This is a genomic window from Phenylobacterium sp. (assembly GCF_020402505.1).
Taxonomy (GTDB): domain Bacteria; phylum Pseudomonadota; class Alphaproteobacteria; order Caulobacterales; family Caulobacteraceae; genus Phenylobacterium.
This window is the reverse complement of record NZ_JADBZL010000005.1, coordinates 1-20,400: the sequence shown is the minus strand read 5'-3', so window position 1 is coordinate 20,400 and position 20,400 is coordinate 1. Positions and strand designations below refer to the sequence as shown.

The 20,400-nt window shown below is 67.0% G+C and carries 16 protein-coding genes, 1 tRNA gene and 1 pseudogene; 2 read left to right on the top strand and 16 right to left on the bottom strand.

Annotated features, from left to right (window positions below; translation table 11 throughout):
* The 7 genes from IM632_RS00425 to rpoB all read right to left on the bottom strand — a co-directional run.
* Positions 1-230, bottom strand: a 230-nt coding sequence (locus IM632_RS00425) for a GTP-binding protein (RefSeq protein ID WP_296534713.1), incomplete at its 3' end; no start/stop codon positions are given.
* 53 nt (positions 231-283) lie between these two features.
* Complete coding sequence (fusA, locus tag IM632_RS00420) at positions 284-2,362, bottom strand: elongation factor G (protein ID WP_296498888.1); 2,079 nt, start codon at positions 2,360-2,362, stop codon at positions 284-286.
* Positions 2,363-2,461: 99 nt separating this feature from the next.
* Positions 2,462-2,935, bottom strand: a complete 474-nt coding sequence (gene rpsG / locus IM632_RS00415) for a 30S ribosomal protein S7 (RefSeq protein ID WP_110449814.1) — start codon at positions 2,933-2,935, stop codon at positions 2,462-2,464.
* Between the two features lie 12 nt (positions 2,936-2,947).
* Entirely contained in the window at positions 2,948-3,319 is a 372-nt protein-coding gene (gene rpsL / locus IM632_RS00410; RefSeq protein WP_056018026.1) for a 30S ribosomal protein S12, read from the bottom strand.
* Between the two features lie 264 nt (positions 3,320-3,583).
* Positions 3,584-3,916: a zf-TFIIB domain-containing protein gene (locus tag IM632_RS00405; RefSeq protein ID WP_296484765.1), complete on the bottom strand. Its 333-nt coding sequence runs from the start codon at positions 3,914-3,916 to the stop codon at positions 3,584-3,586.
* A gap of 130 nt (positions 3,917-4,046) precedes the next feature.
* Entirely contained in the window at positions 4,047-8,240 is a 4,194-nt protein-coding gene (gene rpoC / locus IM632_RS00400) for a DNA-directed RNA polymerase subunit beta' (RefSeq protein ID WP_296484768.1), read from the bottom strand.
* Positions 8,241-8,329: 89 nt separating this feature from the next.
* A complete protein-coding gene (gene rpoB / locus IM632_RS00395; protein ID WP_296498890.1) occupies positions 8,330-12,400 on the bottom strand; it encodes a DNA-directed RNA polymerase subunit beta in 4,071 nt (1,356 codons plus the stop codon).
* Positions 12,401-12,648: 248 nt separating this feature from the next.
* On the opposite strand from rpoB, the gene IM632_RS00390 reads away from it, so the two are divergent.
* Positions 12,649-13,920 (top strand): serine hydrolase domain-containing protein, encoded by a 1,272-nt coding sequence (locus IM632_RS00390; protein WP_296479836.1) that lies wholly within the window; start codon positions 12,649-12,651, stop codon positions 13,918-13,920.
* Positions 13,921-13,963: 43 nt separating this feature from the next.
* On the opposite strand, the gene rplL is transcribed toward IM632_RS00390, so the two are convergent.
* The 8 genes from rplL to IM632_RS00350 all read right to left on the bottom strand — a co-directional run bounded on the left by rplL (position 13,964) and on the right by IM632_RS00350 (position 18,858).
* Positions 13,964-14,350 carry a 50S ribosomal protein L7/L12 gene (gene rplL / locus IM632_RS00385; RefSeq protein ID WP_293515163.1) on the bottom strand — a complete coding sequence of 129 codons (387 nt, stop codon included), beginning with the start codon at positions 14,348-14,350 and terminating at the stop codon, positions 13,964-13,966.
* A 50-nt stretch (positions 14,351-14,400) separates the two neighbouring features.
* Positions 14,401-14,916: a 50S ribosomal protein L10 gene (gene rplJ / locus IM632_RS00380; RefSeq protein ID WP_296479835.1), complete on the bottom strand. Its 516-nt coding sequence runs from the start codon at positions 14,914-14,916 to the stop codon at positions 14,401-14,403.
* A gap of 338 nt (positions 14,917-15,254) precedes the next feature.
* A complete protein-coding gene (locus IM632_RS00375; protein ID WP_296479834.1) occupies positions 15,255-16,451 on the bottom strand; it encodes an acetyl-CoA C-acetyltransferase in 1,197 nt (398 codons plus the stop codon).
* Positions 16,452-16,597: 146 nt separating this feature from the next.
* Complete coding sequence (gene rplA / locus IM632_RS00370) at positions 16,598-17,287, bottom strand: 50S ribosomal protein L1 (protein ID WP_293515157.1); 690 nt, start codon at positions 17,285-17,287, stop codon at positions 16,598-16,600.
* A 3-nt stretch (positions 17,288-17,290) separates the two neighbouring features.
* Entirely contained in the window at positions 17,291-17,722 is a 432-nt protein-coding gene (gene rplK, locus IM632_RS00365; protein WP_293515155.1) for a 50S ribosomal protein L11, read from the bottom strand.
* 112 nt (positions 17,723-17,834) lie between these two features.
* Positions 17,835-18,398, bottom strand: a complete 564-nt coding sequence (gene nusG, locus IM632_RS00360) for a transcription termination/antitermination protein NusG (protein ID WP_293515153.1) — start codon at positions 18,396-18,398, stop codon at positions 17,835-17,837.
* A gap of 7 nt (positions 18,399-18,405) precedes the next feature.
* The gene (gene secE / locus IM632_RS00355) at positions 18,406-18,714 is read right to left on the bottom strand and encodes a preprotein translocase subunit SecE (protein WP_293515151.1); all 309 of its coding nucleotides are present in this window, start codon (positions 18,712-18,714) and stop codon (positions 18,406-18,408) included.
* A gap of 68 nt (positions 18,715-18,782) precedes the next feature.
* Positions 18,783-18,858: transfer RNA gene (locus IM632_RS00350), tRNA-Trp, on the bottom strand.
* A 187-nt stretch (positions 18,859-19,045) separates the two neighbouring features.
* On the opposite strand from IM632_RS00350, the gene IM632_RS00345 reads away from it, so the two are divergent.
* A complete protein-coding gene (locus IM632_RS00345) occupies positions 19,046-19,930 on the top strand; it encodes a beta/gamma crystallin-related protein (RefSeq protein WP_296479833.1) in 885 nt (294 codons plus the stop codon).
* A gap of 92 nt (positions 19,931-20,022) precedes the next feature.
* Here IM632_RS00345 and tuf read toward each other — a convergent pair.
* Positions 20,023-20,400 (bottom strand): annotated as a pseudogene (tuf, locus tag IM632_RS00340) (elongation factor Tu); the annotation flags it as partial.

Below are 20,400 nucleotides of genomic sequence, written 5' to 3'. Positions count from 1 at the left end.
TAGTGACGGTTCTGCGTCTCATACTCGACATGCGCCGTGTTGATCGTGATCCCGCGCGCCTTCTCCTCAGGCGCCGCGTCAATCTCGTCATACTTCTTCGCCGTCGCGCCGCCCGACTTGGCAAGCGTCATCGTGATCGCCGCCGTCAGCGTCGTCTTGCCATGGTCAACGTGACCAATCGTGCCGATGTTGCAATGCGGCTTCGTGCGTTCGAATTTCTCTTTGGCCATTTCAAGCTCCAGCCCTCTCCGGGCCTGTCCTCTGTATTGGGGTGGGTTCTGGGTTAGGCGTACTTCTTGATCACTTCATCGGCCACCGCTTGCGGCACCGTCTCGTAATGGTCGTACTGCATCGTGAAGTTTGCGCGGCCCTGCGAGAATGAGCGAAGCGCATTGATGTAGCCGAACATGTTGGCGAGCGGGACAAAGGCCGTGACCACCTGGGCGTTGCCGCGGGTCTCGGTGCCCTGAATCTGGCCGCGGCGGCTGTTCAGGTCGCCGATCACGTCGCCCATGTACTCGTCGGGCGTCAGGACCTCGACCTTCATGACGGGTTCGAGCAGGCGCGGACCCCCCTTTTCGCGGAGTTCGCGGAAGGCCGCACGGGAGGCGATTTCGAAGGCCAGGACGGACGAGTCCACGTCGTGGAAGCCGCCGTCATAAAGGGTCGCCTTGAAGTCAATGACCGGGAAGCCGGCGAGGAGGCCGTTTTCCTTGGCCGACTCGATCCCCTTCTGGACGCCGGGGATGTACTCCTTCGGCACCGAGCCGCCGACGACGGTGTTCTCGAAGACAAAGCCCGAACCGGGCTCGCCGGGCTCAAACTTGATCTTGACCCGGGCGAACTGGCCCGTGCCACCGGTCTGCTTCTTGTGGGTGTAGTCAATGTCCGCTGCGCGGCCGAGGCTCTCACGATAGGCCACCTGGGGTGCGCCGATATTGGCCTCGACCTTGTAGGTCCGCTTCAGGATGTCGACCTTGATGTCGAGGTGTAGCTCGCCCATGCCCTTCATGATCGTCTGACCGGACTCCTGGTCGGTGAAGACGGTGAAGGACGGGTCCTCGGCAACCATCTTGGCCAGGGCGACGCCCAGCTTCTCCTGGTCAGCCTTGGACTTCGGCTCGATCGCGATCTCGATGACCGGCTCTGGGAAGGTCATCTTCTCCAGGATCACAGGTGACTTCACCGGATCACACAGGGTGTCCCCGGTCCGGGTGTCCTTCAGGCCGGCCAGAGCGACGATGTCGCCGGCGTAGGCTTCCTTGATGTCCTCACGGTTGTTCGAGTGCATAAGCAGCATGCGGCCGACCCGCTCGCGCTTGTCGCGCGTCGAGTTCAGGAGGCCCATGCCGGACTCCAGCTTGCCCGAATAGATGCGGCAGAAGGTCAGCGAACCCACGAAGGGGTCATCCATGATCTTGAAGGCCAGGACGGAGAGGGGTTCGTCATCGGACGCCTTGCGCTCGACGGGCTCTTCGGTCTTGAAATCCAGGCCCTGGGTAGGGGGAATGTCCACCGGCGAGGGCAGGTAGTCGACCACAGCGTCAAGCAGGGGTTGTACGCCCTTGTTCTTGAAGGCCGAACCCGCAAGGATCGGATAGAAGGCGCCGGACAGCACAGCCTTTCGGATGCACTTCTTGATCACCTCTTCCGAAGGCTCCTCCCCGCCGAGATAGGCCTCCATGGCCTCGTCGTCCATTTCGACGGCGTTCTCGATCATGTAGTTGCGGGCTTCCTCGGCCTTGGCGAGCATGTCGGCCGGGATGTCCTCGTCGTGATACTTGGCGCCAAGGCCCTCGGACTCCCAAACCACAGCCTTCATCCGGACCAGGTCCACCACGCCGCGGAGGCTGGCTTCGGAGCCGATCGGCAGCTGGATCGGGACCGCCTTCACGCCAAGGCGCTCTCGGATGGTCCTCAGGCACATGTCGAAGTCGGCGCCGATCTTGTCCATCTTGTTGACGAACACAATCCGCGGGACGTTGTAGCGGTCGGCCTGGCGCCAGACCGTCTCGGTTTGAGGCTCAACGCCCTGATTGCCGTCCAGCACCGCCACGGCGCCGTCCAGCACGCGCAGCGAGCGCTCCACCTCGATGGTGAAGTCCACGTGCCCGGGGGTGTCGATGATGTTCAAGCGACAGCCGGCCCAGAAAGCGGTGGTCGCGGCCGACGTGATGGTGATGCCGCGCTCCTGCTCCTGCTCCATCCAGTCCATGGTGGCGGCGCCGTCATGGACCTCGCCGATCTTGTGGCTCTTGCCGGTGTAGAAGAGGATCCGCTCGGTCGTCGTCGTCTTGCCCGCATCGATGTGGGCCATGATTCCGAAGTTACGGTAATCTTCGATCTTGTGGGTGCGGGGCATCGCGGGCGCTCGGTTTGAGGGGCGTCGGTGTCTTGCAAGAACGGCGCGGGCGGTCTTTGGGGAACCACCCGCGCCGGTGAACTCAGGGGTCTGCGGGCCTTACCAGCGGTAGTGCGAGAAGGCCCGGTTGGCTTCCGCCATCTTGTGGGTGTCTTCGCGCTTCTTCACGGCGGTGCCCCGGTTGGAGGCGGCGTCGAGAAGTTCGCCAGCGAGCTTTTCCGTCATGGTGTTCTCGCCGCGCTTGCGGGCGGCGGTCACGAGCCAGCGGATGGCGAGGGCCTTGCGGCGATCCGGACGGACCTCCACCGGCACCTGATAGGTCGCGCCGCCGACCCGGCGGGAGCGGACCTCGATGCCGGGGGCGACGTTGTCGAGGGCGGCGTGGAAGGTTTCCAGGGGGCCCTGGTCCTTGCGCTTGGCCTCAAGGATATCGAAGGCGCCATAGAGGATGTTCTCGGCGACGGCCTTCTTCCCCTCGTACATGACGTAGTTCATGAATTTCGTGACGGTGAGATCACCGAACTTGGGATCCGGCAGGACTTCACGTTTCTCGGCGCGACGGCGGCGGGACATGGACTCGTCTCCTTACTTCGGACGCTTGGCGCCATAGAGCGAACGGCGCTGCTTGCGGTCCTTGACCCCCTGGGTGTCGAGAACGCCGCGCAGGATGTGATAACGGACGCCCGGAAGGTCCTTCACCCGGCCGCCGCGGATGAGCACAACCGAGTGCTCCTGCAGGTTGTGGCCTTCGCCGGGGATGTAGCACACCGCCTCAATGCCCGTGGTCAGGCGGACCTTGGCGACCTTCCGGAGGGCGGAGTTCGGCTTCTTCGGGGTCGTGGTGTAGACGCGCGTGCAGACGCCGCGACGCTGGGGGCACCCCTTGAGGGCCGGGACCTTGTTCCGCGAAGGCTTGTCTTGCCTCGGCTTGCGGATGAGCTGGTTGACTGTGGGCATCTATTCTCTGCTCTGGAGGCGTGTGCCGTTGGGCCGGGGCGCCTCATGGGGGTTCCAGTTGTCGTCTCGCTTCCGCGGCCGGGACCTCCGAACGCAAAAACTCGCCGGCGCGGCCTTGACCGCTCCGACGGGTCCGCCGAGGTTCGAGGGAACAGCGGCCGTTCATCGGTGACCGGAGGGACTTCCCCCGGCCTCGAAAGAGCGCGGTTCATACTCGCAAGGCCCGCCGCCGTCAACGCCAGCGGGCGCTTTGGAGGCGTATCGTCAATCGAAGATGTCGAAGATGTCGAAGCGCTTCTTCTTTTTCTTCGAGTAGTAGTCGTCATCGTCCCATTTGTAGCTGCGACGGCCCTCGTCGTAGGGGTGGCGACGCACCCACTCCTGAGGATCGCGGCGGAACGAATCGGCCTCGCGCTCCAGGGCCTGACGGGCCCGGACCTGGTCCTCCGACTCCGACTTCACGGCGCCAAGAACCTTTTCGAGTTCACCCCGGTCCATCCAGATCCCGCGGCAACTCGGGCACATGTCAAGTTCGACGCCAGACCTGGCGACGGTCTGCATCGAGTCATTGCAGTTCGGGCATAGCAGCAAGGGCATGGAAGGCTCCGGTTCAGCCTCTCACATGTAGGGGCCGCCAGACGGATCACAACCTTCGATACGAGAAGGGGGCGGCCCCGACACGCGGAACCGCCCCCTTTCGGAAAGCCTGCGGAGGTTCGGCCGGGGTCTAGAGCCCCAGGCCCTCCTCCTCCGCCTCGACCGCGATCACCTCGGGCAAGGGCTCCATGGCCTCTTCGCGGCTGGCGCTGAGCGCCGCGTCGCGGCGGGCGGCGACCCGCTGAAGGCCGCGCAGGAACGAACCCGTGCCCGCCGGGATGAGCCGGCCGACGATCACGTTCTCCTTCAGCCCCTCCAGGGTGTCGGTCTTGCCCTGGACGGAAGCCTCGGTGAGGACGCGGGTGGTCTCCTGGAACGAAGCTGCGCTGATGAAGCTGCGGGTCTGGAGCGACGCCTTGGTGATCCCGAGCAGGACCGGCTGGGTCACGGCGGGGCGACCGCCGCGCGCCTCGGCCTTGGCGTTCTCCTCGAGGATGTCCGCCATGTCGAGGTGGTCGCCCTTCAGAAGGCCGGTGTCGCCGGGTTCGAGGATCTCGCCCTTCTGCAGCATCTGACGGACGATGGTCTCAATGTGCTTGTCGTTGATCGGCACGCCCTGCAGTCGGTAGACCTCCTGGATCTCATCGACCAGGAACTCGGCCAGGGCTTCGATGCCCTGGATGCGCAGGATGTCGTGCGGATCCGGGTTCCCGTCGATCAGGTACTCGCCCTTGCGGATGACGTCGCCGTCATGGACCGCGATGTGCTTGCCCTTGGGAATCAGGAACTCGACCGCCTCGCCGCCGTCCTCCGGGGTGATCTTGATCCGGCGCTTGTTCTTGTAGTCGCGACCGAACTCGACCCGGCCGTCCATCTCCGCGATGACCGCGCAATCCTTCGGCCGGCGGGCCTCGAACAGTTCGGCCACCCGGGGCAGACCGCCGGTGATGTCCCGGGTCTTCGCGCTCTCGGTGGACATGCGGGCCAGGACCTCGCCAGGACGGATCTCGTCGCCATCGCCCATCGAGAGGATGGCGCCCACCGGCAGGAGATAGCGGGCCTCGGTCCCGTTGGCGAGGCGGCGATAGGCGCCGGTCTCGTCAAGCACGGCCATGGCCGGACGCAGGTCGCCGCCCTTGGCGGACGCCCGCCAGTCGACCACGACGCGGTTTGAGATGCCCGTGGCCTCGTCGGCTTCCTCGCGGAAGGAGACGTTTTCGACCAGGTCCTCGAAGCGGACGCGGCCGCCGACCTCGGTGATGATCGGCGTCGAGTAGGGGTCCCACTCCGCCAGGCGCTCGCCGCGCTTGACCTTTTCTCCGTCCTTGAACTTCAGGCGCGCGCCGTAGGGCGGCTTGTAGGTCTCGCGGTCCTTGCCGTCGACCTGGACGCTGAGCACGAGGTTGCGGCTCATGCAGATCAGGGCGCCGTCAGGGGCGACAACCGTCGCGCCGCCGGTCAGGCGGACCACGCCGGCGTTGCCCGCCTCGAAGAAGGACTGCTCGGCCACCTGGGCGGTGCCGCCGATGTGGAAGGTCCGCATGGTCAGCTGGGTGCCGGGCTCGCCGATGGACTGGGCGGCGATGACGCCGACCGCCTCGCCGATGTTCACCGGAGTTCCGCGGGCCAGGTCGCGGCCGTAGCAGGCGGCGCAGACGCCGAGCTTGGCCTCGCAGGTCAGGACCGAGCGCACGCGCACGGACTGGACGCCCGCCGCCTCCACGACCTCGATCATGTCCTCGTCGAAATAGGCGTCGGCCGGCACGATCACCTCGCCGGTGTCCGGATGGCGGACGTCCTCGGCCGAGTGACGACCCAGGATCCGGGCCCCCAGCGAGACCAGAACGTCGCCGCCCTCGACCACGGCGCGCAGGGTGATGCCCCGGCTGGTGCCGCAGTCTTCCTCGTTGATGATGCAGTCCTGGGCGACGTCGACCAGACGGCGGGTCAGGTAACCCGAGTTCGCCGTCTTGAGCGCCGTGTCGGCCAGGCCCTTCCGGGCGCCGTGGGTGGAGTTGAAGTACTCCTGGACGGTCAGGCCTTCCTTGAAGTTCGAAATGATCGGCGTCTCGATGATCTCGCCGGAGGGCTTGGCCATCAGGCCGCGCATGCCGCCGAGCTGCTTCATCTGGGCCTGCGAGCCCCGGGCGCCGGAGTTCGCCATCATGAAGATGGAGTTGATCTCCCCTTCCCGGCCCGTCTTGTCCTTCTCGGCGGTCGAAATCTCGGCCATCATCTCGTCGGCGACCCGGTCCGTGGCCTTGGCCCAGGCGTCGACGACCTTGTTGTACTTCTCGCCCTTGGTGATGAGGCCGTCCGCGTACTGCTGCTCGTACTCCTCGACCAGCTTGCGGGTCTCCTCGACGATCGGCTTCTTCCGCTGCGGGATGATGATGTCGTCTTTGCCGAAGGAGATTCCGGCCTTGGCCGCCTCTCGGAAGCCCAGGCCCATCATCTGGTCGGCGAAGATCACCGTCGCCTTCTGACCGCAGTGCCGGTAGACCGTCTCGATCAGGTTCCCGATTTCCTTCTTGGTCAGGTTCTTCTCAAGAAGGCGGTGCCCCACGGCCGGATGCTGCGGGAAGAGGGCGACGATCTTCATCCGCCCCGGCGTCGTATCGATCACCTTGCGGACGAGATTGCCGTCGGCGTCCATCTCGACGTGGCGGGCCTTGATCTTGGTGTGCAGGGTCACCACGCCGGCGTCGAGGGCCGCGTCGATCTCACCCAGATCCGCGAACAGCTTGCCTTCGCCCGGCTCGCCGTCCTTGGCGAGGGACAGGTAGTAGAGGCCCAGGACAATGTCCTGCGACGGCACGATGATCGGGCGTCCGTTGGCCGGGGACAGGATGTTGTTGGTCGACATCATGAGCACCCGCGCCTCCAGCTGGGCCTCGAGGCTCAGCGGGACGTGGACGGCCATCTGGTCGCCGTCGAAGTCGGCGTTGAAGGCGGCGCAGACCAGCGGGTGCAGCTGGATGGCCTTGCCCTCGATCAGCTTGGGCTCGAAGGCCTGAATACCCAGGCGGTGGAGAGTCGGCGCCCGGTTCAGCAGCACCGGATGCTCGCGGATCACCTCGTCCAGGATATCCCAGACCGCCGGCTGTTCGCGCTCCACCATGCGCTTGGATTGCTTGACCGTGCCGGACAGGCCCTTGGCGTCCAACCGCGCATAGATGAACGGCTTGAACAGCTCGAGGGCCATTTTCTTGGGCAGGCCGCACTCATGCAGCTTCAGCTCAGGGCCAACCACGATCACCGAGCGTCCGGAATAGTCCACGCGCTTGCCGAGCAGGTTCTGGCGGAACCGGCCCTGCTTGCCCTTCAGCATGTCAGCGAGGGACTTCAGCGGACGCTTGTTCGCGCCGGTGATCACCCGGCCGCGGCGGCCGTTGTCGAACAGGGCGTCGACGGCCTCCTGCAGCATCCGCTTTTCGTTGCGGATGATGATGTCCGGGGCCCGCAGCTCCATCAGGCGCTTCAGGCGGTTGTTCCGGTTGATCACCCGCCGGTAGAGGTCGTTCAGGTCGGAGGTGGCGAAGCGGCCGCCGTCCAGGGGCACCAGGGGGCGCAGTTCCGGCGGGATCACCGGAATGACCGACAGGATCATCCACTCGGGCCGGTTCTTGCTCTCGATGAAGCTCTCGATGAGCTTGAGACGCTTGGACGTCTTCTTCAGCTTCATCTCGGAGGTGGTGGTGAGGAGGTCCTCACGCAGCTTGTCGGCTTCCTTCGGCAGGTCGATGGCCTTCAGCAGGCCCTGGATGGCCTCGGCCCCGATCTCGGCCGTGAAGCTGTCATCGCCGAACTCCTCCTGGTAGCGCAGGTAGTCGTCCTCGGAGAGCAGCTGGTGCATCTTCAGGGCCGTCAGGCCCGGCTCGGTGACGATGTAGTACTCGAAATAGAGGACCCGCTCGATATCCTTGAGGGCCATGTCCAGCATCATGGCGATGCGGCTGGGCAGGGACTTCAGGAACCAGATATGCGCGACCGGGCTGGCCAGCTCGATGTGACCCATGCGCTCGCGCCGGACGCGGGCCAGGGTGACCTCGACGCCGCACTTCTCGCAGATGATGCCCTTGTACTTCATCCGCTTGTACTTGCCGCAAAGGCACTCGTAGTCCTTCGTCGGACCGAAGATGCGGGCGCAGAACAGACCGTCGCGCTCCGGCTTGAAGGTCCGGTAGTTGATGGTCTCGGGCTTCTTGATCTCGCCGAAGGACCAGGACCGGATCTTCTCCGGGCTGGCGAGGGCGATGCGGATGCGGTCGAAGGTCGGGGCGGCCTGGACCGGGTTGAAGATGTTCAGGACTTCCTGGTTCATGGGTCTTCCAGTTCGTCAGAGATTCCGGAAGCGGATCGGGAGGGACTGACGGCCCCTCCCCCCGCGATTGGGCGGCAGGCGGCTTCGCCTCAGGTGTTCTCAAGCTCGACGTTGAGGCCGAGGGAGCGCATCTCCTTGACCAGCACGTTGAAGCTTTCGGGGATGCCGGCCTCGAAGGTGTCGTCGCCGCGGACGATGGACTCGTAGACCTTCGTCCGTCCGGCCACGTCGTCCGACTTCACCGTCAGCATTTCCTGCAGGGTGTAGGCGGCGCCGTAGGCCTCCAGGGCCCAGACCTCCATCTCCCCGAAGCGCTGTCCGCCGAACTGGGCCTTGCCGCCCAGCGGCTGCTGGGTGACCAGGGAGTAGGGGCCGATGGACCGGGCGTGGATCTTGTCGTCGACCAGGTGGTGCAGCTTCAGCATGTAGATGTAGCCCACCGTGACCGGCCGCTTGAACTGCTCGCCGGTCTGGCCGTCGTAGAGGATCGACTGGCCCGAGCGGGCGAGGCCCGCCTGCTCCAGCAGGTTCTCGATGTCCTCGATGTGGGCGCCGTCGAACACCGGCGTGGCGAAGGGCACGCCCTTCGACAGGTTACGGGCCAGTTCGACCAGCTCCTCGTCAGTGTCCGGCAGCTCCTGGTCGGGGCCGTAGACCCCCCGCAGGTGGTCGATCAGGGCCTGCCGCTGGCCGCCGTTCCGCCAGGCCTCGAGGACCTCGGCGATCTGCCGGCCAAGCCCGGCCGCAGCCCAGCCCAGATGGGTCTCGAAGATCTGACCGACATTCATCCGGCTGGGCACGCCCAGCGGGTTCAGAACGATGTCCACGTTCCGGCCATCTTCCAGGTAGGGCATGTCCTCAATGGGAAGGATCTTGGAGATGACCCCCTTGTTGCCGTGGCGGCCGGCCATCTTGTCGCCGGGCTGGAGCTTGCGCTTCACGGCGACGAAGACCTTGACCATCTTCATCACGCCGGGGGGCAGCTCGTCACCACGCTGGAGCTTCTCGACCTTGTCGTCGAAGCGGCGGTCGAGGCGCTTGCGGGCCTCGTCGAACTGCCGGCGCATGGCCTCCAGCTCGCCCATGGCCTTCTCGTCCTCGAGGGCGATCTGCCACCAGAGGCCGGGGGCCACTTCCGCCAGCTTTTCGGGCGTGATCTCGCCGCGACCCACGCCCTTGGGGCCCGAGATCGCCACCTTGCCGGTCAGCAGGGTGCGCAGGCGGGAGGTCATGTTTCGGTTCAGAATGGCGAACTCGTCGTCCCGGTCCTTGCCGAGGCGCTCGATCTCGTCGCGCTCGATGGCCTGGGCGCGCTCGTCCTTGTCCACGCCGTGGCGATTGAACACCCGCACCTCGACCACCGTGCCGGCGACGCCGGGAGGCAGCCGCAGGGAGGTGTCGCGGACGTCGGAGGCCTTCTCGCCGAAGATGGCCCGGAGAAGCTTTTCCTCGGGGGTCATCGGGCTCTCGCCCTTCGGCGTGACCTTACCGACCAGGATGTCACCGGGCAGGACCTCGGCGCCGATGGCCACGATGCCGGCCTCGTCGAGGTTGCGCAGGGCCTCCTCGCCGACGTTCGGGATGTCGCGGGTGATTTCCTCAGGGCCCAACTTGGTGTCGCGGGCCATGACCTCGAACTCCTCGATGTGGATCGAGGTGAAGACGTCATCGCGGACGATGCGCTCGGAGATCAGGATGGAGTCCTCGAAGTTGTAACCGTTCCAGGGCATGAAGGCGACGAGAACGTTCCGGCCCAGGGCCAGTTCGCCCAGCTCCGTCGACGGGCCGTCAGCGATGACGTCGCCGGCCGCGACCCGGTCGCCCACCTGCACCAGCGGACGCTGGTTGATGCAGGTCGAGGTGTTCGAGCGCTGGAACTTCTGCAGGCGGTAGATGTCGACGCCCGACTTGGAGGGATCGCTCTCCTCGGTGGCCCGGATGACGATCCGGGTGCCGTCGATCTGCTCCACCACGCCGGTGCGGCGGGCGACGACCACCGCGCCGGAGTCCACCGCCACGACGCTCTCCATACCAGTGCCGACCAGGGGCGCATCCGACTGGATGAGCGGCACGGCCTGCTTCTGCATGTTCGAGCCCATCAGGGCGCGGTTGGCGTCGTCGTTCTCAAGGAAGGGGATCAGCGAGGCGGCGACCGAGACGACCTGCTTGGGCGAGACATCCATCAGGTCCACGTCGGCCTTCGGCAGCAGGGAAGGCTCGCCATTGATCCGGCCGGGGACCAGGTCCTCCGCGATCTCGCCGCCGTCGAGCTTGATGTTGGCCTGGGCGATGACGTGCTTCGCCTCTTCCATGGCCGACATGTAGACCACTTCGTCGGTGATCCGGCCGTCCTTGATCCGGCGATAGGGGCTTTCGATGAAGCCGTACTTGTTGACCACGGCGTGGGTGGCCAGGGAGTTGATCAGGCCGATGTTCGGGCCTTCCGGCGTCTCGATGGGGCAGATCCGGCCGTAGTGCGTCGGGTGCACGTCGCGCACCTCGAAGCCGGCGCGCTCGCGGGTCAGGCCGCCCGGGCCAAGGGCCGACAGGCGGCGCTTGTGGGTGATCTCGGACAGCGGGTTAGTCTGGTCCATGAACTGGGACAGCTGGGACGAGCCGAAGAACTCGCGCACCGCCGCGGCCGCCGGCTTGGCGTTGATCAGGTCGTGGGGCATGACCGTGTCGATGTCGACCGAGCTCATGCGCTCCTTGATCGCCCGCTCCATGCGCAGCAGGCCGACCCGGTACTGGTTCTCGAGCAGTTCGCCCACCGAGCGGACCCGGCGGTTGCCGAGGTTGTCGATGTCGTCGATCTCGCCGCGGCCGTCGCGCAGGCCCACCAGGGTCTTCAGCACGGCCAGGATGTCGTCCTTGCGCAGGACGCGGACGTCATCCGGGCAGTCCAGCTCGAGGCGCATGTTCATCTTCACGCGGCCGACCGAGGACAGGTCGTAGCGCTCGGAGTCGAAGAACAGCGACTTGAACATGGCCTCGGCGGCCTCGACCGTCGGCGGCTCGCCGGGGCGCATCACCCGGTAGATGTCGAACAGGGCGTCCTCGCGCGCGGTGTTCTTGTCGATCCGCAGGGTGTTGCGGATATAAGCGCCCATGTTGACCTCGTCGACGTCGAGGAGGTCGAAGCTGGTGAAGCCCTGGGCCTCGAGATCGGCGATGACGCCCGGGTCCAGCTCGTCACCGGCCTCGGCGTAGATCTCGCCGGTCTCCATGTTCACCAGGTCGCGGGCCATGTAGCGCCCCGTCAGGGCCTCTGACGGCAGCAGGAGTGTGGCCAGACCCGCATCCGCGAACCGCTTGGCGTTCCGGGCGGAGATTTTTTGGCCGGCCGGAGCGATTTCCTCTCCCGTGTCGGCGTTCACCAGGGCGAAGGCCGGCTTGACGCCGCGCCAGCGCTCGGGCCGGTAGGGGGTGGTCCAGCCGCCTTCGCGCTTCTGGCAGGGCACGCTGTCGTAGAAGGTGCCGAGGATTTCCTCGCCATCCATTCCCAGGGCCATCAGGAAGGTAGTCGCGGGCAGTTTCCGGCGGCGGTCGATGCGAACATAGACCACGTCCTTGGCGTCGAACTCGAAGTCGAGCCAGGAGCCGCGGTAGGGGATCACCCGGGCTGCGAACAGCAGCTTGCCCGAGGCGTGGGTCTTGCCCTTGTCGTGGTCGAAGAAGACGCCGGGCGAGCGGTGCATCTGCGAGACGATCACCCGCTGGGTGCCATTGACGATGAAGGTGCCCTTCTCGGTCATGAGCGGGATGTCGCCCATGTAGACGTCCTGCTCCTTGATGTCCTTCACGGAGCGGGCGCCGGTTTCCTCATCGGTCTCGAAGACGATGAGGCGGAGCTTGACCTTCAGCGGCGCGGCGAAAGTCATATCGCGCTGGACGCACTCCTCGACGTCGTACTTCGGCTCCTCGAACTCGTAGGAGACGTATTCGAGCACGGCGCGCTCGTTGAAGTCCTTGATCGGGAAAACCGACTTGAAGACCGCCTCGATGCCCTCGTCCCGGCGTGGGCCCGAGCGCGCGTCGCGCTGCAGGAACTGCTCGTAGGACGACCGCTGGACCTCGATCAGGTTCGGCATCTGCACGGCTTCAGGAATGCGGCCGAACGACTTGCGGATCCGCTTCTTGCCGGTGAAGGACTGAGCCATTGTATTCCCTTGAACAGCGCGCGGGACGGACCCCGGGCGCGGAGTGTGCATCCTGTCGTCCACCCTGGGCCCCCGGTTTCCCGGGCGCCGGACGCTGCAGGCCCCCTACCCGCCGGGGGCGTTCCCTCGCGCGGCCTAAGGGCGACAGGCCGCGCCTCGGAACAAAGGCGCACGAAACGGCTGGCCAGAGCCAGTGGAATCGCGAATGGGGGGAGTTAGGCGATTATGCCCGGGAAGGGAAGAGATTTATGACAGTACCCGACGGCGATCCGCGCCTCATCCCGCGCCGCACCTTCACCCTCTCCGCCCTCGCCGCCTCCATGAGCCCGTCCCCCGCCGCCCGAGCCGCACCTCCCAGGACACCGGACTTCGGTCCCTGCAGCGGCTTCATCGCCGCCTCGCCCGATCATCGCCGGGTCTGGACCCGCGGCGAGGCCCCGGTGGGACGTCTCTTCCGGCCGGACAGCCCCTTCCGGGTGGCGTCGGTGTCCAAGATGGCGGCGGCCTCGGTGATCGCCCCCCTGGCGGCCAGCCTGCCCGGAGGCCTCGACGCCGATGTCTCGGATCGCCTTGGGTTCCGTTTAAGGCATCCCGGCTGGCCTGAGACTCCCATCCGCCTGCGTCACCTCCTGTCCCACACCAGCGGCCTGCGGAATGGGCCCAGCTACCCGGTCCCGGCGGGACGTCCCCTGTCCGCGGCCCTCGTCCCCGGTGGCGTGAACTATGACCAGGGCGGCTGGTTCGGACCCGCCGAACTGGCGCCCGGGGTGCGGTTTTCCTATGCCGACGTGAACTACGCCGTGCTGGCCCAGTGGGCGGAGCGGGTCACAGGCCAGAGGTTCGACCACCTGATGCGGGACCGCCTGCTCGGGCCGGCCGGCGCGGACGCCGGCTACAACTGGAGCGGCGTGTCGCAGGCGGCGCGCCTAAGGGCCGCCCCGGGACTGCGCCAGCAGGGCGGAGGCTGGGCGCCGCAGGTCGACGCCGCCCCTCCGCCCGCGCCGCGCGCCGCCATCCTTGCGGCGCCGGAGACCCCGGGCCTGACCGACGCCGGCATCGCCCCCGGCGAGAATGGCTTCGCCTTTTCCCCGCAGGGGGGACTTCGCCTGAGCCTGGACGACATGGACGGTCTCGCCCGGCGTTTCCTGGCGTCCCCGGGACCGTTCCGGGCCATGGAAACGCCCGCCTGGCGGATCGGCCCGGAAGGCGCCGACAACGAGGGCGGCGTCATGCTGGCCTACGGCCTGGGAGTCCAGGTCCTGCTGGGCCGGAGGGGCCCCGCCGGCGACGCCTTCTTCGGTCCTGGATCGGCGGACTGGCGAGGTCATCTGGGTGACGCCTACGGCTGGATGACGGGACTGTTCTGGAACCGGCGGACCGGGGAAAGCCTCGTCTGGGCGCTGAACGGCATGCCCGAGTCCGACCGCCCGCCGGGTCGCCGGACGGCCCTGACCGCACCGGAGGAAGACCTGATCGCCGCCGGCCTTGCAGCCCTTGGACGCAAAACGGGCCCGGGGTGATCCCCGGGCCCGCCTGAAGAGACGCGAAACCGCGCGGTCCGGATTACTTGATCTGGACGGTGGCGCCGGCTTCCTCGAGCTTCTTCTTGACCTCTTCGGCCTGCTGCTTGGAGACGTTCTCGACCACGTTCTGGGGCGCGCCTTCCACCAGGTCCTTGGCTTCCTTCAGGCCAAGGTCCGGACGGACGCCGCGGACTTCCTTGATCACGTTGATCTTCTTGTCGCCGCCGGCGGTCAGGACGACGGTGAACTCGGTCTGCTCTTCGGCGGCCTCGGCCGGGGCCCCGCCGCCGGGGGCGGCCACAGCGGCGACGGCCACCGGAGCGGCGGCGGAGACGCCCCACTTCTCTTCGAGAAGCTTGGACAGCTCGGCGGCTTCCAGGACGGTCAGGGCGGAGAGGTCTTCAACCAGCTTTTCAAGCTTGGACATGGTTTGGTTTCCTTGGGATCAGGGGATGAGGGGAAATCGGAAAGTGACGGTCAGGCGGCGTCCTTGGCGGCGTAGGCGCCAAAGACACGGGCCAGCTGGCCGGCCGGAGCCTGGAGCACGCCGGCGACCTTGGTCGCGGGCGCCTGCAGGAGGCCGATGAGCTTGCCGCGAAGCTGGTCCAGCGACGGCAGGGTCGCCAGAGCCCCCACGCCGGCGGCGTCCAGGACAGTCTCGCCCATGAACCCGCCGCGAATGGCGAGCTTGTCGTTTTCCTTCGCGAACTGGCTGGCCACCTTGGCGGCGGTCACCGGGTCCGGCGCAAAGGCGATGGCGACTGGACCGGTGAAGAGGGCGTCGCCCGCCTCCCCGAGAGATCCGGCCAGGGCCTTCTGGGCCAGGGTGTTCTTGACCACCTTGAAGTGGGCGCCTTCCTTGCGGAGGCGTCCGCGAAGTTCCGTCATTTCCGCAACGGTCAGACCCAGGTTGTGGGTCACGACCACGGCGCCGGCGCCTGCGAAATCGCCCTTGAGCGTTTCGATGGCGACCTGCTTTTGAGCGCGGTCCATTGCGGTCTCCATACTCGGAACCGGCTTCGGGACCATTCCCGGAGCCGTACGCACGTCCGCCGGCCCCGAAGAGGAGCCTTGGGACGACCTGTCCGTGTGAGAAGCCGTGGGGCCGGTCCGCGGCGAGCCGCCGGCCGGTCATCCTCATCTTCCCGTCTCCCCGCGATGCCGGAGGGGCTCCCCCGACGATTACGGACCCGGCGACCCCGGGACCCCGCAGTTCTTGGACAGGATCGGGGGCGAACCCCCGAACCCGCCGCCTCCCGAAGGAGGGGCGTAACTCTAGAAGGCGCGGTGGCTACACGAAGCGCCGCCGCAAGGCAAGGCCGGTGACGGCCTCAGGGCCGCTCGAAGATGGCCGCGATCCCCTGCCCGCCGCCGATGCACATGGTCTCCAGGCCGTACCGGCCCTTGCGGCGGTCCAATTCGCGCAGAAGGTTGGCGAGGATCCGGCCGCCGGTGGCCCCGATCGGATGGCCGAGGGAGATCCCGGAGCCATTGACGTTCAGCCGGTCGCGGTCATCCCAGCCCCAGCCGCGCAGGACCGCCAGGACCTGGGGCGCGAAGGCCTCGTTCAGCTCAACCAGGTCGATGTCGTCCCAGGACATGCCGGTGCGCGCGAACAGGCGCTCCACGGCGGGTACGGGGCCGATGCCCATGCGCGACGGATCGCAGCCGGCGGCGGCCCAGCTGACGAACCAGCCCATGGGATCGAGGTTCAGCTCGGCAAGCTTGTCCTCGGCCACCACCAGGCAGGCGGCGGCGGCGTCGTTCTGCTGGCTGGCGTTGCCGGCGGTGACCACGCCGCCCTTCTCGATGGGCCGCAGCTGGGACAGGGACTCCGGCGTCGCGTCCGGCCGGACGCCCTCGTCCTTGGCGAACAGGATCGGGTCGCCCTTCTTCTGCTTGACCGACACGGGCACCAGTTCGTCGTCGAACTTACCGGCGGCCCAGGCCGCGGCCGCGCGCTGGTGGCTCATGGCCGCGTACGCGTCGCATTCCTCACGGCTGATCTGATAGTCGCGGGCCAGGTTGTCCGCCGTCTCGATCATGCCGGAGATCACCCCGAAGCGCTCGATGGGCTGGCTCATCACCCGGCCGCGGGCCAGGCGGTCATGCATTGTCACCGAACCCGCGCGGGCGCCGCTGCGCATGTCGAGGGAGTAGTACTCGACATTGCTCATGCTCTCGACACCGCCGGCGATGACGACGTCGGCGACGCCGGTCTGCACCATCATGGCCGCGTCGATCACCGCCTGCAGGCCGGAGCCGCACCGGCGGTCCAGCTGATATCCGGGAACCGAGATCGGAAAATCGGCGGCCAGGGCCGACCAGCGGGCGATGCAGGGAGCCTCGCCGTTGCCGTAGCCCTGGGCGAAGATCACGTCGTCCACCCGGCCGGGATCGACGCCGGTGCGTTCCATCAGGGCGCGGAGGATGACCGCGCCCAGTTCGCCGGCCGTCAGGCTGACGAGGCTGCCCTGGAACTTGCCCACGGCGGTGCGGATCGGGCTGACAATGGCGGCGCGTCTCATGGGGCTCTCCCTCGGCGAACGGTTCGAAGCGTCAGGAACCCCGGCCCGGCGCAGGGGTCAAGCGCCAGATCGCTGCAGACGGCAAAAGGGGGCGGAGCCCTGCGGCCCCGCCCCCTTCCGGAAGTCCCGTCTGGCCGGGGACAGCGTCAGGCGCTGACCGAGCCGGTGTCGATGCGGAAGCCAGGCCCCATGGTCGAGGAGAGGCTGATCTTCTTGATGTAGGTGCCCTTGGCGCCCGAGGGCTTGGCCTTGTTCAGGGCGTCGACCAGGGCGCGCACGTTGGCGGCGATCTGCTCGTCGGTGAAGCTGGCCTTGCCGATGCCGGCGTGGATGATGCCGGTCTTCTCGGTACGGAACTCGATGGCGCCGCCCTTGGCGTCCTTGACGGCCTGGCCGACGTTCGGGGTCACCGTGCCGACGCGCGGGTTCGGCATCAGGCCGCGGGGGCCCAGCACCTTACCCAGACGGCCGACGAGGGCCATCATGTCCGGCGTGGCGATCACGCGGTCGAACTCCATGAAGCCGCCCTGGATCCGCTCGACCAGTTCCTCGGCGCCGACGATTTCGGCGCCGGCGGCCTTGGCCTCGTCGGCCTTGGCGTCGCGGGCGATGACGGCGACGCGGACGTCGCGGCCGGTGCCCGAGGGCAGGTTGACAACGCCGCGGACCTGCTGGTCGGCGTGGCGAGGGTCGACGCCCAGGTTGACGGCGATCTCGATCGACTCGTCGAACTTGGCCTTGGCGTTTTCCTTCACGAGCCGGATGGCGTCGCTCACGGGGTGGGCGGCCAGACGGTCGCCGGTCCAGGCCTTGATGCGCTTGGTTTGCCGGGTCATGCGTCAGCCCTCCACAATGGTGAGGCCCATCGAACGGGCGGAGCCCTCGATGATGCGTGAGGCGGCCTCGAGGTCGATGGCGTTGAGGTCCTTCATCTTCTTCTCGGCGATATCCCGCAGCTGGGCGCGGGAGATGCTGCCGGCCACATCACGGCCGGGCGCCTTTGAGCCGGACTTCAGGCCGAGGGCCTCCTTGATGTAGTGCGTCGCCGGAGGCGTCTTGGTGATGAAGGTGAAGGACTTGTCCTGGTAGACCGTGATCACGGTCGGCAGGGGCGTGCCGCGGACTTCCTTCTCGGTGCGGGCGTTGAACTCCTTGCAGAAGCCCATGATGTTGACCCCGCGCTGGCCCAGGGCCGGCCCGATGGGCGGCGAGGGCGTGGCGGCGCCGGCGGGCACCTGCAGCTTGATATAGCCCAGAATCTTCTTGGCCATCTTCTCCTCTTTGACCGGACGTCCGGTCTGTTGAGCCGTGGTGCGGGGTCAGACTGGCCTCCCCTCCCACGGATTTGAAGTCCCCGAATCCATGCCCGGGAACGGTTGCCGGTCAGGCGACTTTCTCGACCTGACCGTATTCGAGCTCGACCGGCGTGGCGCGTCCGAAGATGGACACCGTCACGCGCAGGCGGGCGCGATCCTCGTCGACCTGCTCCACCGAGCCGTTGAAGCTGGCGAAGGGGCCATCCGTGACCCGGACGGTCTCGCCGATCTCGAAGGTGATGGTCGGCTTCGGCCGCTCCACGCCCTCCTCGATGGCGCCGATGATCCGGGCGACCTCGCGCTCGGAAACGGGCTGCGGCTTGTTCTGGCTGCCCAGGAAGCCGGTGACCTTGGGGGTGTTCTTGATGAGGTGATAGGCCTCGTCGGTCAGCTCCATCTTCACCAGGACGTAGCCGGGGAAGAACTTGCGCTCGGCGTTGACCTTCCGGCCGCGACGGACCTCCACCACGTCCTCGGTGGGCACCAGAATGTCCGAGAACTTGTCCTCGAGCCCCTGGTTGCGAGCCTGCTCACGGATCGCCTCAGCCACCTTCTTCTCGAAGTTCGAGTAGGCGTGGACGATGTACCACTTGTGGCGCGGATTGGCCGCGACGGCCGCTTCGGCGTTCATGGCAGGCTCAACCCCCGTTGGCGAAATTCAGAATGAAGGAGAGGCTCCAACCCAGGATCAGATCCACGAGCTGGAGGAAAAGGGCGGCGACGACCACCATGATCCCCACGAAGACAGAAGTGATCCAGGTCTCCCGAGGCGTGGTCCAGGTGATCTTCCGGCCCTCTGCGCGAACCTCCCGAAGGAACTGCAGCAGGCCGACGCGCTTCTTGGGCGCGGCCCCTGTCGCCAGGGCGGATGACGGCGCCACGGCGGCTGCGGTGCGCGCCGCCCGTTCCTTCATCGCCTGAGGCTTCGAGCCCTTGTTCCTGGCCATGGCCGTTCCTGAAACTCTCTCTTCCCGGTCCCGAACCGCCGGAACCCGAACCCTGCATCGTCAGCCCGTGGCAGGAGTGGAGGGACTCGAACCCCCGGCCCTCGGTTTTGGAGACCGATGCTCTACCAGCTGAGCTACACTCCTGTGCTCCGCCCCCGAGGGGCGCGGACACGCCGGGGAAGGACCTTGCGGGCCCGGTTCTCCGGAGCCGGCTCGTTTAGCAGCGCCTCCACCGCGGAGCAAGGGGCGCTCGGTCTTGCGTCCATCCCCGCCGCGATCAAGGATGTCGCCCGGCGGGCGGAGGGCGTCGCGCCGCAAAGGGAGAAACGCCATGCTTCGCCTGCCAGGCCTTGTCGCCACCGCCACACTGATACTCGGGCTTTCCGGCGGGGCCGCGATTTCCCAGGAACGGGGCGCGCAGCCACCCCCGGGAGACTACTGGGACAGTTGCCGGAATGTCTCGACAACCGGCTACGGCCCTAATGCCGTGATCACCGCCCAGTGTCGGGATCGCTACGGGCGCTGGAACAACACCAGCAGTCGGATCGGGAACTGCAGCTTCCTCACCAACATGGACGGGCGCCTCGAGTGCCGGTCCGGCGGGGACTGGAACGGTGGTTCTGGGGGCGGACGCCCGCCCTACGGCCAGCCTCAGGCGATGCTTTACTCGGGCCTGAACTTCAGCGGCCAGTCCTTCGAGACCTCCCGCGAGTACTCGAACCTGCCCCGGCAGTTCAACGACAAGGCGCTCAGCCTGCGTCTGTCCGGTCGCACCGCATGGGAGGTCTGCTCGGACGCCAACTTCCGGGGTAACTGCCAGGTCCTGGACCGCGATGTCCCGGACCTTCGGCGCTATGGCCTCGGATTCGCCGTCAGCTCCCTGCGCCCGGTCGATGGTCCGGGGGGCGGCTATCCGCCCTACCCGCCCTCTCCCCCGCCGTGGAGCGGGGGCGGCGGCTACCGGCCCTCGACCCTGCTGATGTATCCCAGCGTCAATTTCAGCGGTCCGGGCTTCGAAACCCGCAGCGAGTACTCGAACCTGCCCCGGCAGTTCAACGACAAGGCCCACAGCCTTCGGATCGTCGGGGGCGGCGCCTGGGAGGTCTGCGCAGACGCCAACTTCCGGGGACGCTGCCAGGTCTTTGATCGGGATGCGCCGGACCTGCACCGGTTCGGGTTGGCGGAAGCCATCAGCTCGGTCCGCCAGGTGCGCTGAGCCGGGCGCGAGCCCGCGCAAGAAGAAGGGGCCGCGGAGGTGTCTCCGCGGCCCCTGTCGTATCCCGGCGAGGCCGGGGGATGGGCAGGGATCTACTCGACGATCTTCGAGACCACCCCGGCGCCCACCGTCCGGCCGCCCTCGCGGATCGCGAACCGAAGGCCCTGGTCCATGGCGATCGGCGTGATCAGCTCCACGTCCAGCTCGGCGTTGTCGCCCGGCATGATCATCTCAACGCCTTCCTTCAGGCGGATGATCCCCGTCACGTCCGTCGTCCGGAAGTAGAACTGAGGACGATAGTTCGTGAAGAACGGCGTGTGACGGCCACCCTCTTCCTTCGTCAGGATGTAGGCCTCCGCCACGAACTTCGTGTGCGGCGTGATCGAGCCCGGCTTGCACAGCACCTGGCCGCGCTCCACGTCCTCGCGCTTCGTGCCGCGCAGCAGAACGCCCACATTGTCCCCCGCCTG

Coding starts and splice junctions, on each gene's coding strand:
- fusA (WP_296498888.1), bottom strand. CDS start 2,362: ATGCCCCGCACCCACAAGATCGAAGATTACCGTAACTTCGGAATCATG.
- rpsG (WP_110449814.1), bottom strand. CDS start 2,935: ATGTCCCGCCGCCGTCGCGCCGAGAAACGTGAAGTCCTGCCGGATCCC.
- rpsL (WP_056018026.1), bottom strand. CDS start 3,319: ATGCCCACAGTCAACCAGCTCATCCGCAAGCCGAGGCAAGACAAGCCT.
- IM632_RS00405 (WP_296484765.1), bottom strand. CDS start 3,916: ATGCCCTTGCTGCTATGCCCGAACTGCAATGACTCGATGCAGACCGTC.
- rpoC (WP_296484768.1), bottom strand. CDS start 8,240: ATGAACCAGGAAGTCCTGAACATCTTCAACCCGGTCCAGGCCGCCCCG.
- rpoB (WP_296498890.1), bottom strand. CDS start 12,400: ATGGCTCAGTCCTTCACCGGCAAGAAGCGGATCCGCAAGTCGTTCGGC.
- IM632_RS00390 (WP_296479836.1), top strand. CDS start 12,649: ATGACAGTACCCGACGGCGATCCGCGCCTCATCCCGCGCCGCACCTTC.
- rplL (WP_293515163.1), bottom strand. CDS start 14,350: ATGTCCAAGCTTGAAAAGCTGGTTGAAGACCTCTCCGCCCTGACCGTC.
- rplJ (WP_296479835.1), bottom strand. CDS start 14,916: ATGGACCGCGCTCAAAAGCAGGTCGCCATCGAAACGCTCAAGGGCGAT.
- IM632_RS00375 (WP_296479834.1), bottom strand. CDS start 16,451: ATGAGACGCGCCGCCATTGTCAGCCCGATCCGCACCGCCGTGGGCAAG.
- rplA (WP_293515157.1), bottom strand. CDS start 17,287: ATGACCCGGCAAACCAAGCGCATCAAGGCCTGGACCGGCGACCGTCTG.
- rplK (WP_293515155.1), bottom strand. CDS start 17,722: ATGGCCAAGAAGATTCTGGGCTATATCAAGCTGCAGGTGCCCGCCGGC.
- nusG (WP_293515153.1), bottom strand. CDS start 18,398: ATGAACGCCGAAGCGGCCGTCGCGGCCAATCCGCGCCACAAGTGGTAC.
- secE (WP_293515151.1), bottom strand. CDS start 18,714: ATGGCCAGGAACAAGGGCTCGAAGCCTCAGGCGATGAAGGAACGGGCG.
- IM632_RS00345 (WP_296479833.1), top strand. CDS start 19,046: ATGCTTCGCCTGCCAGGCCTTGTCGCCACCGCCACACTGATACTCGGG.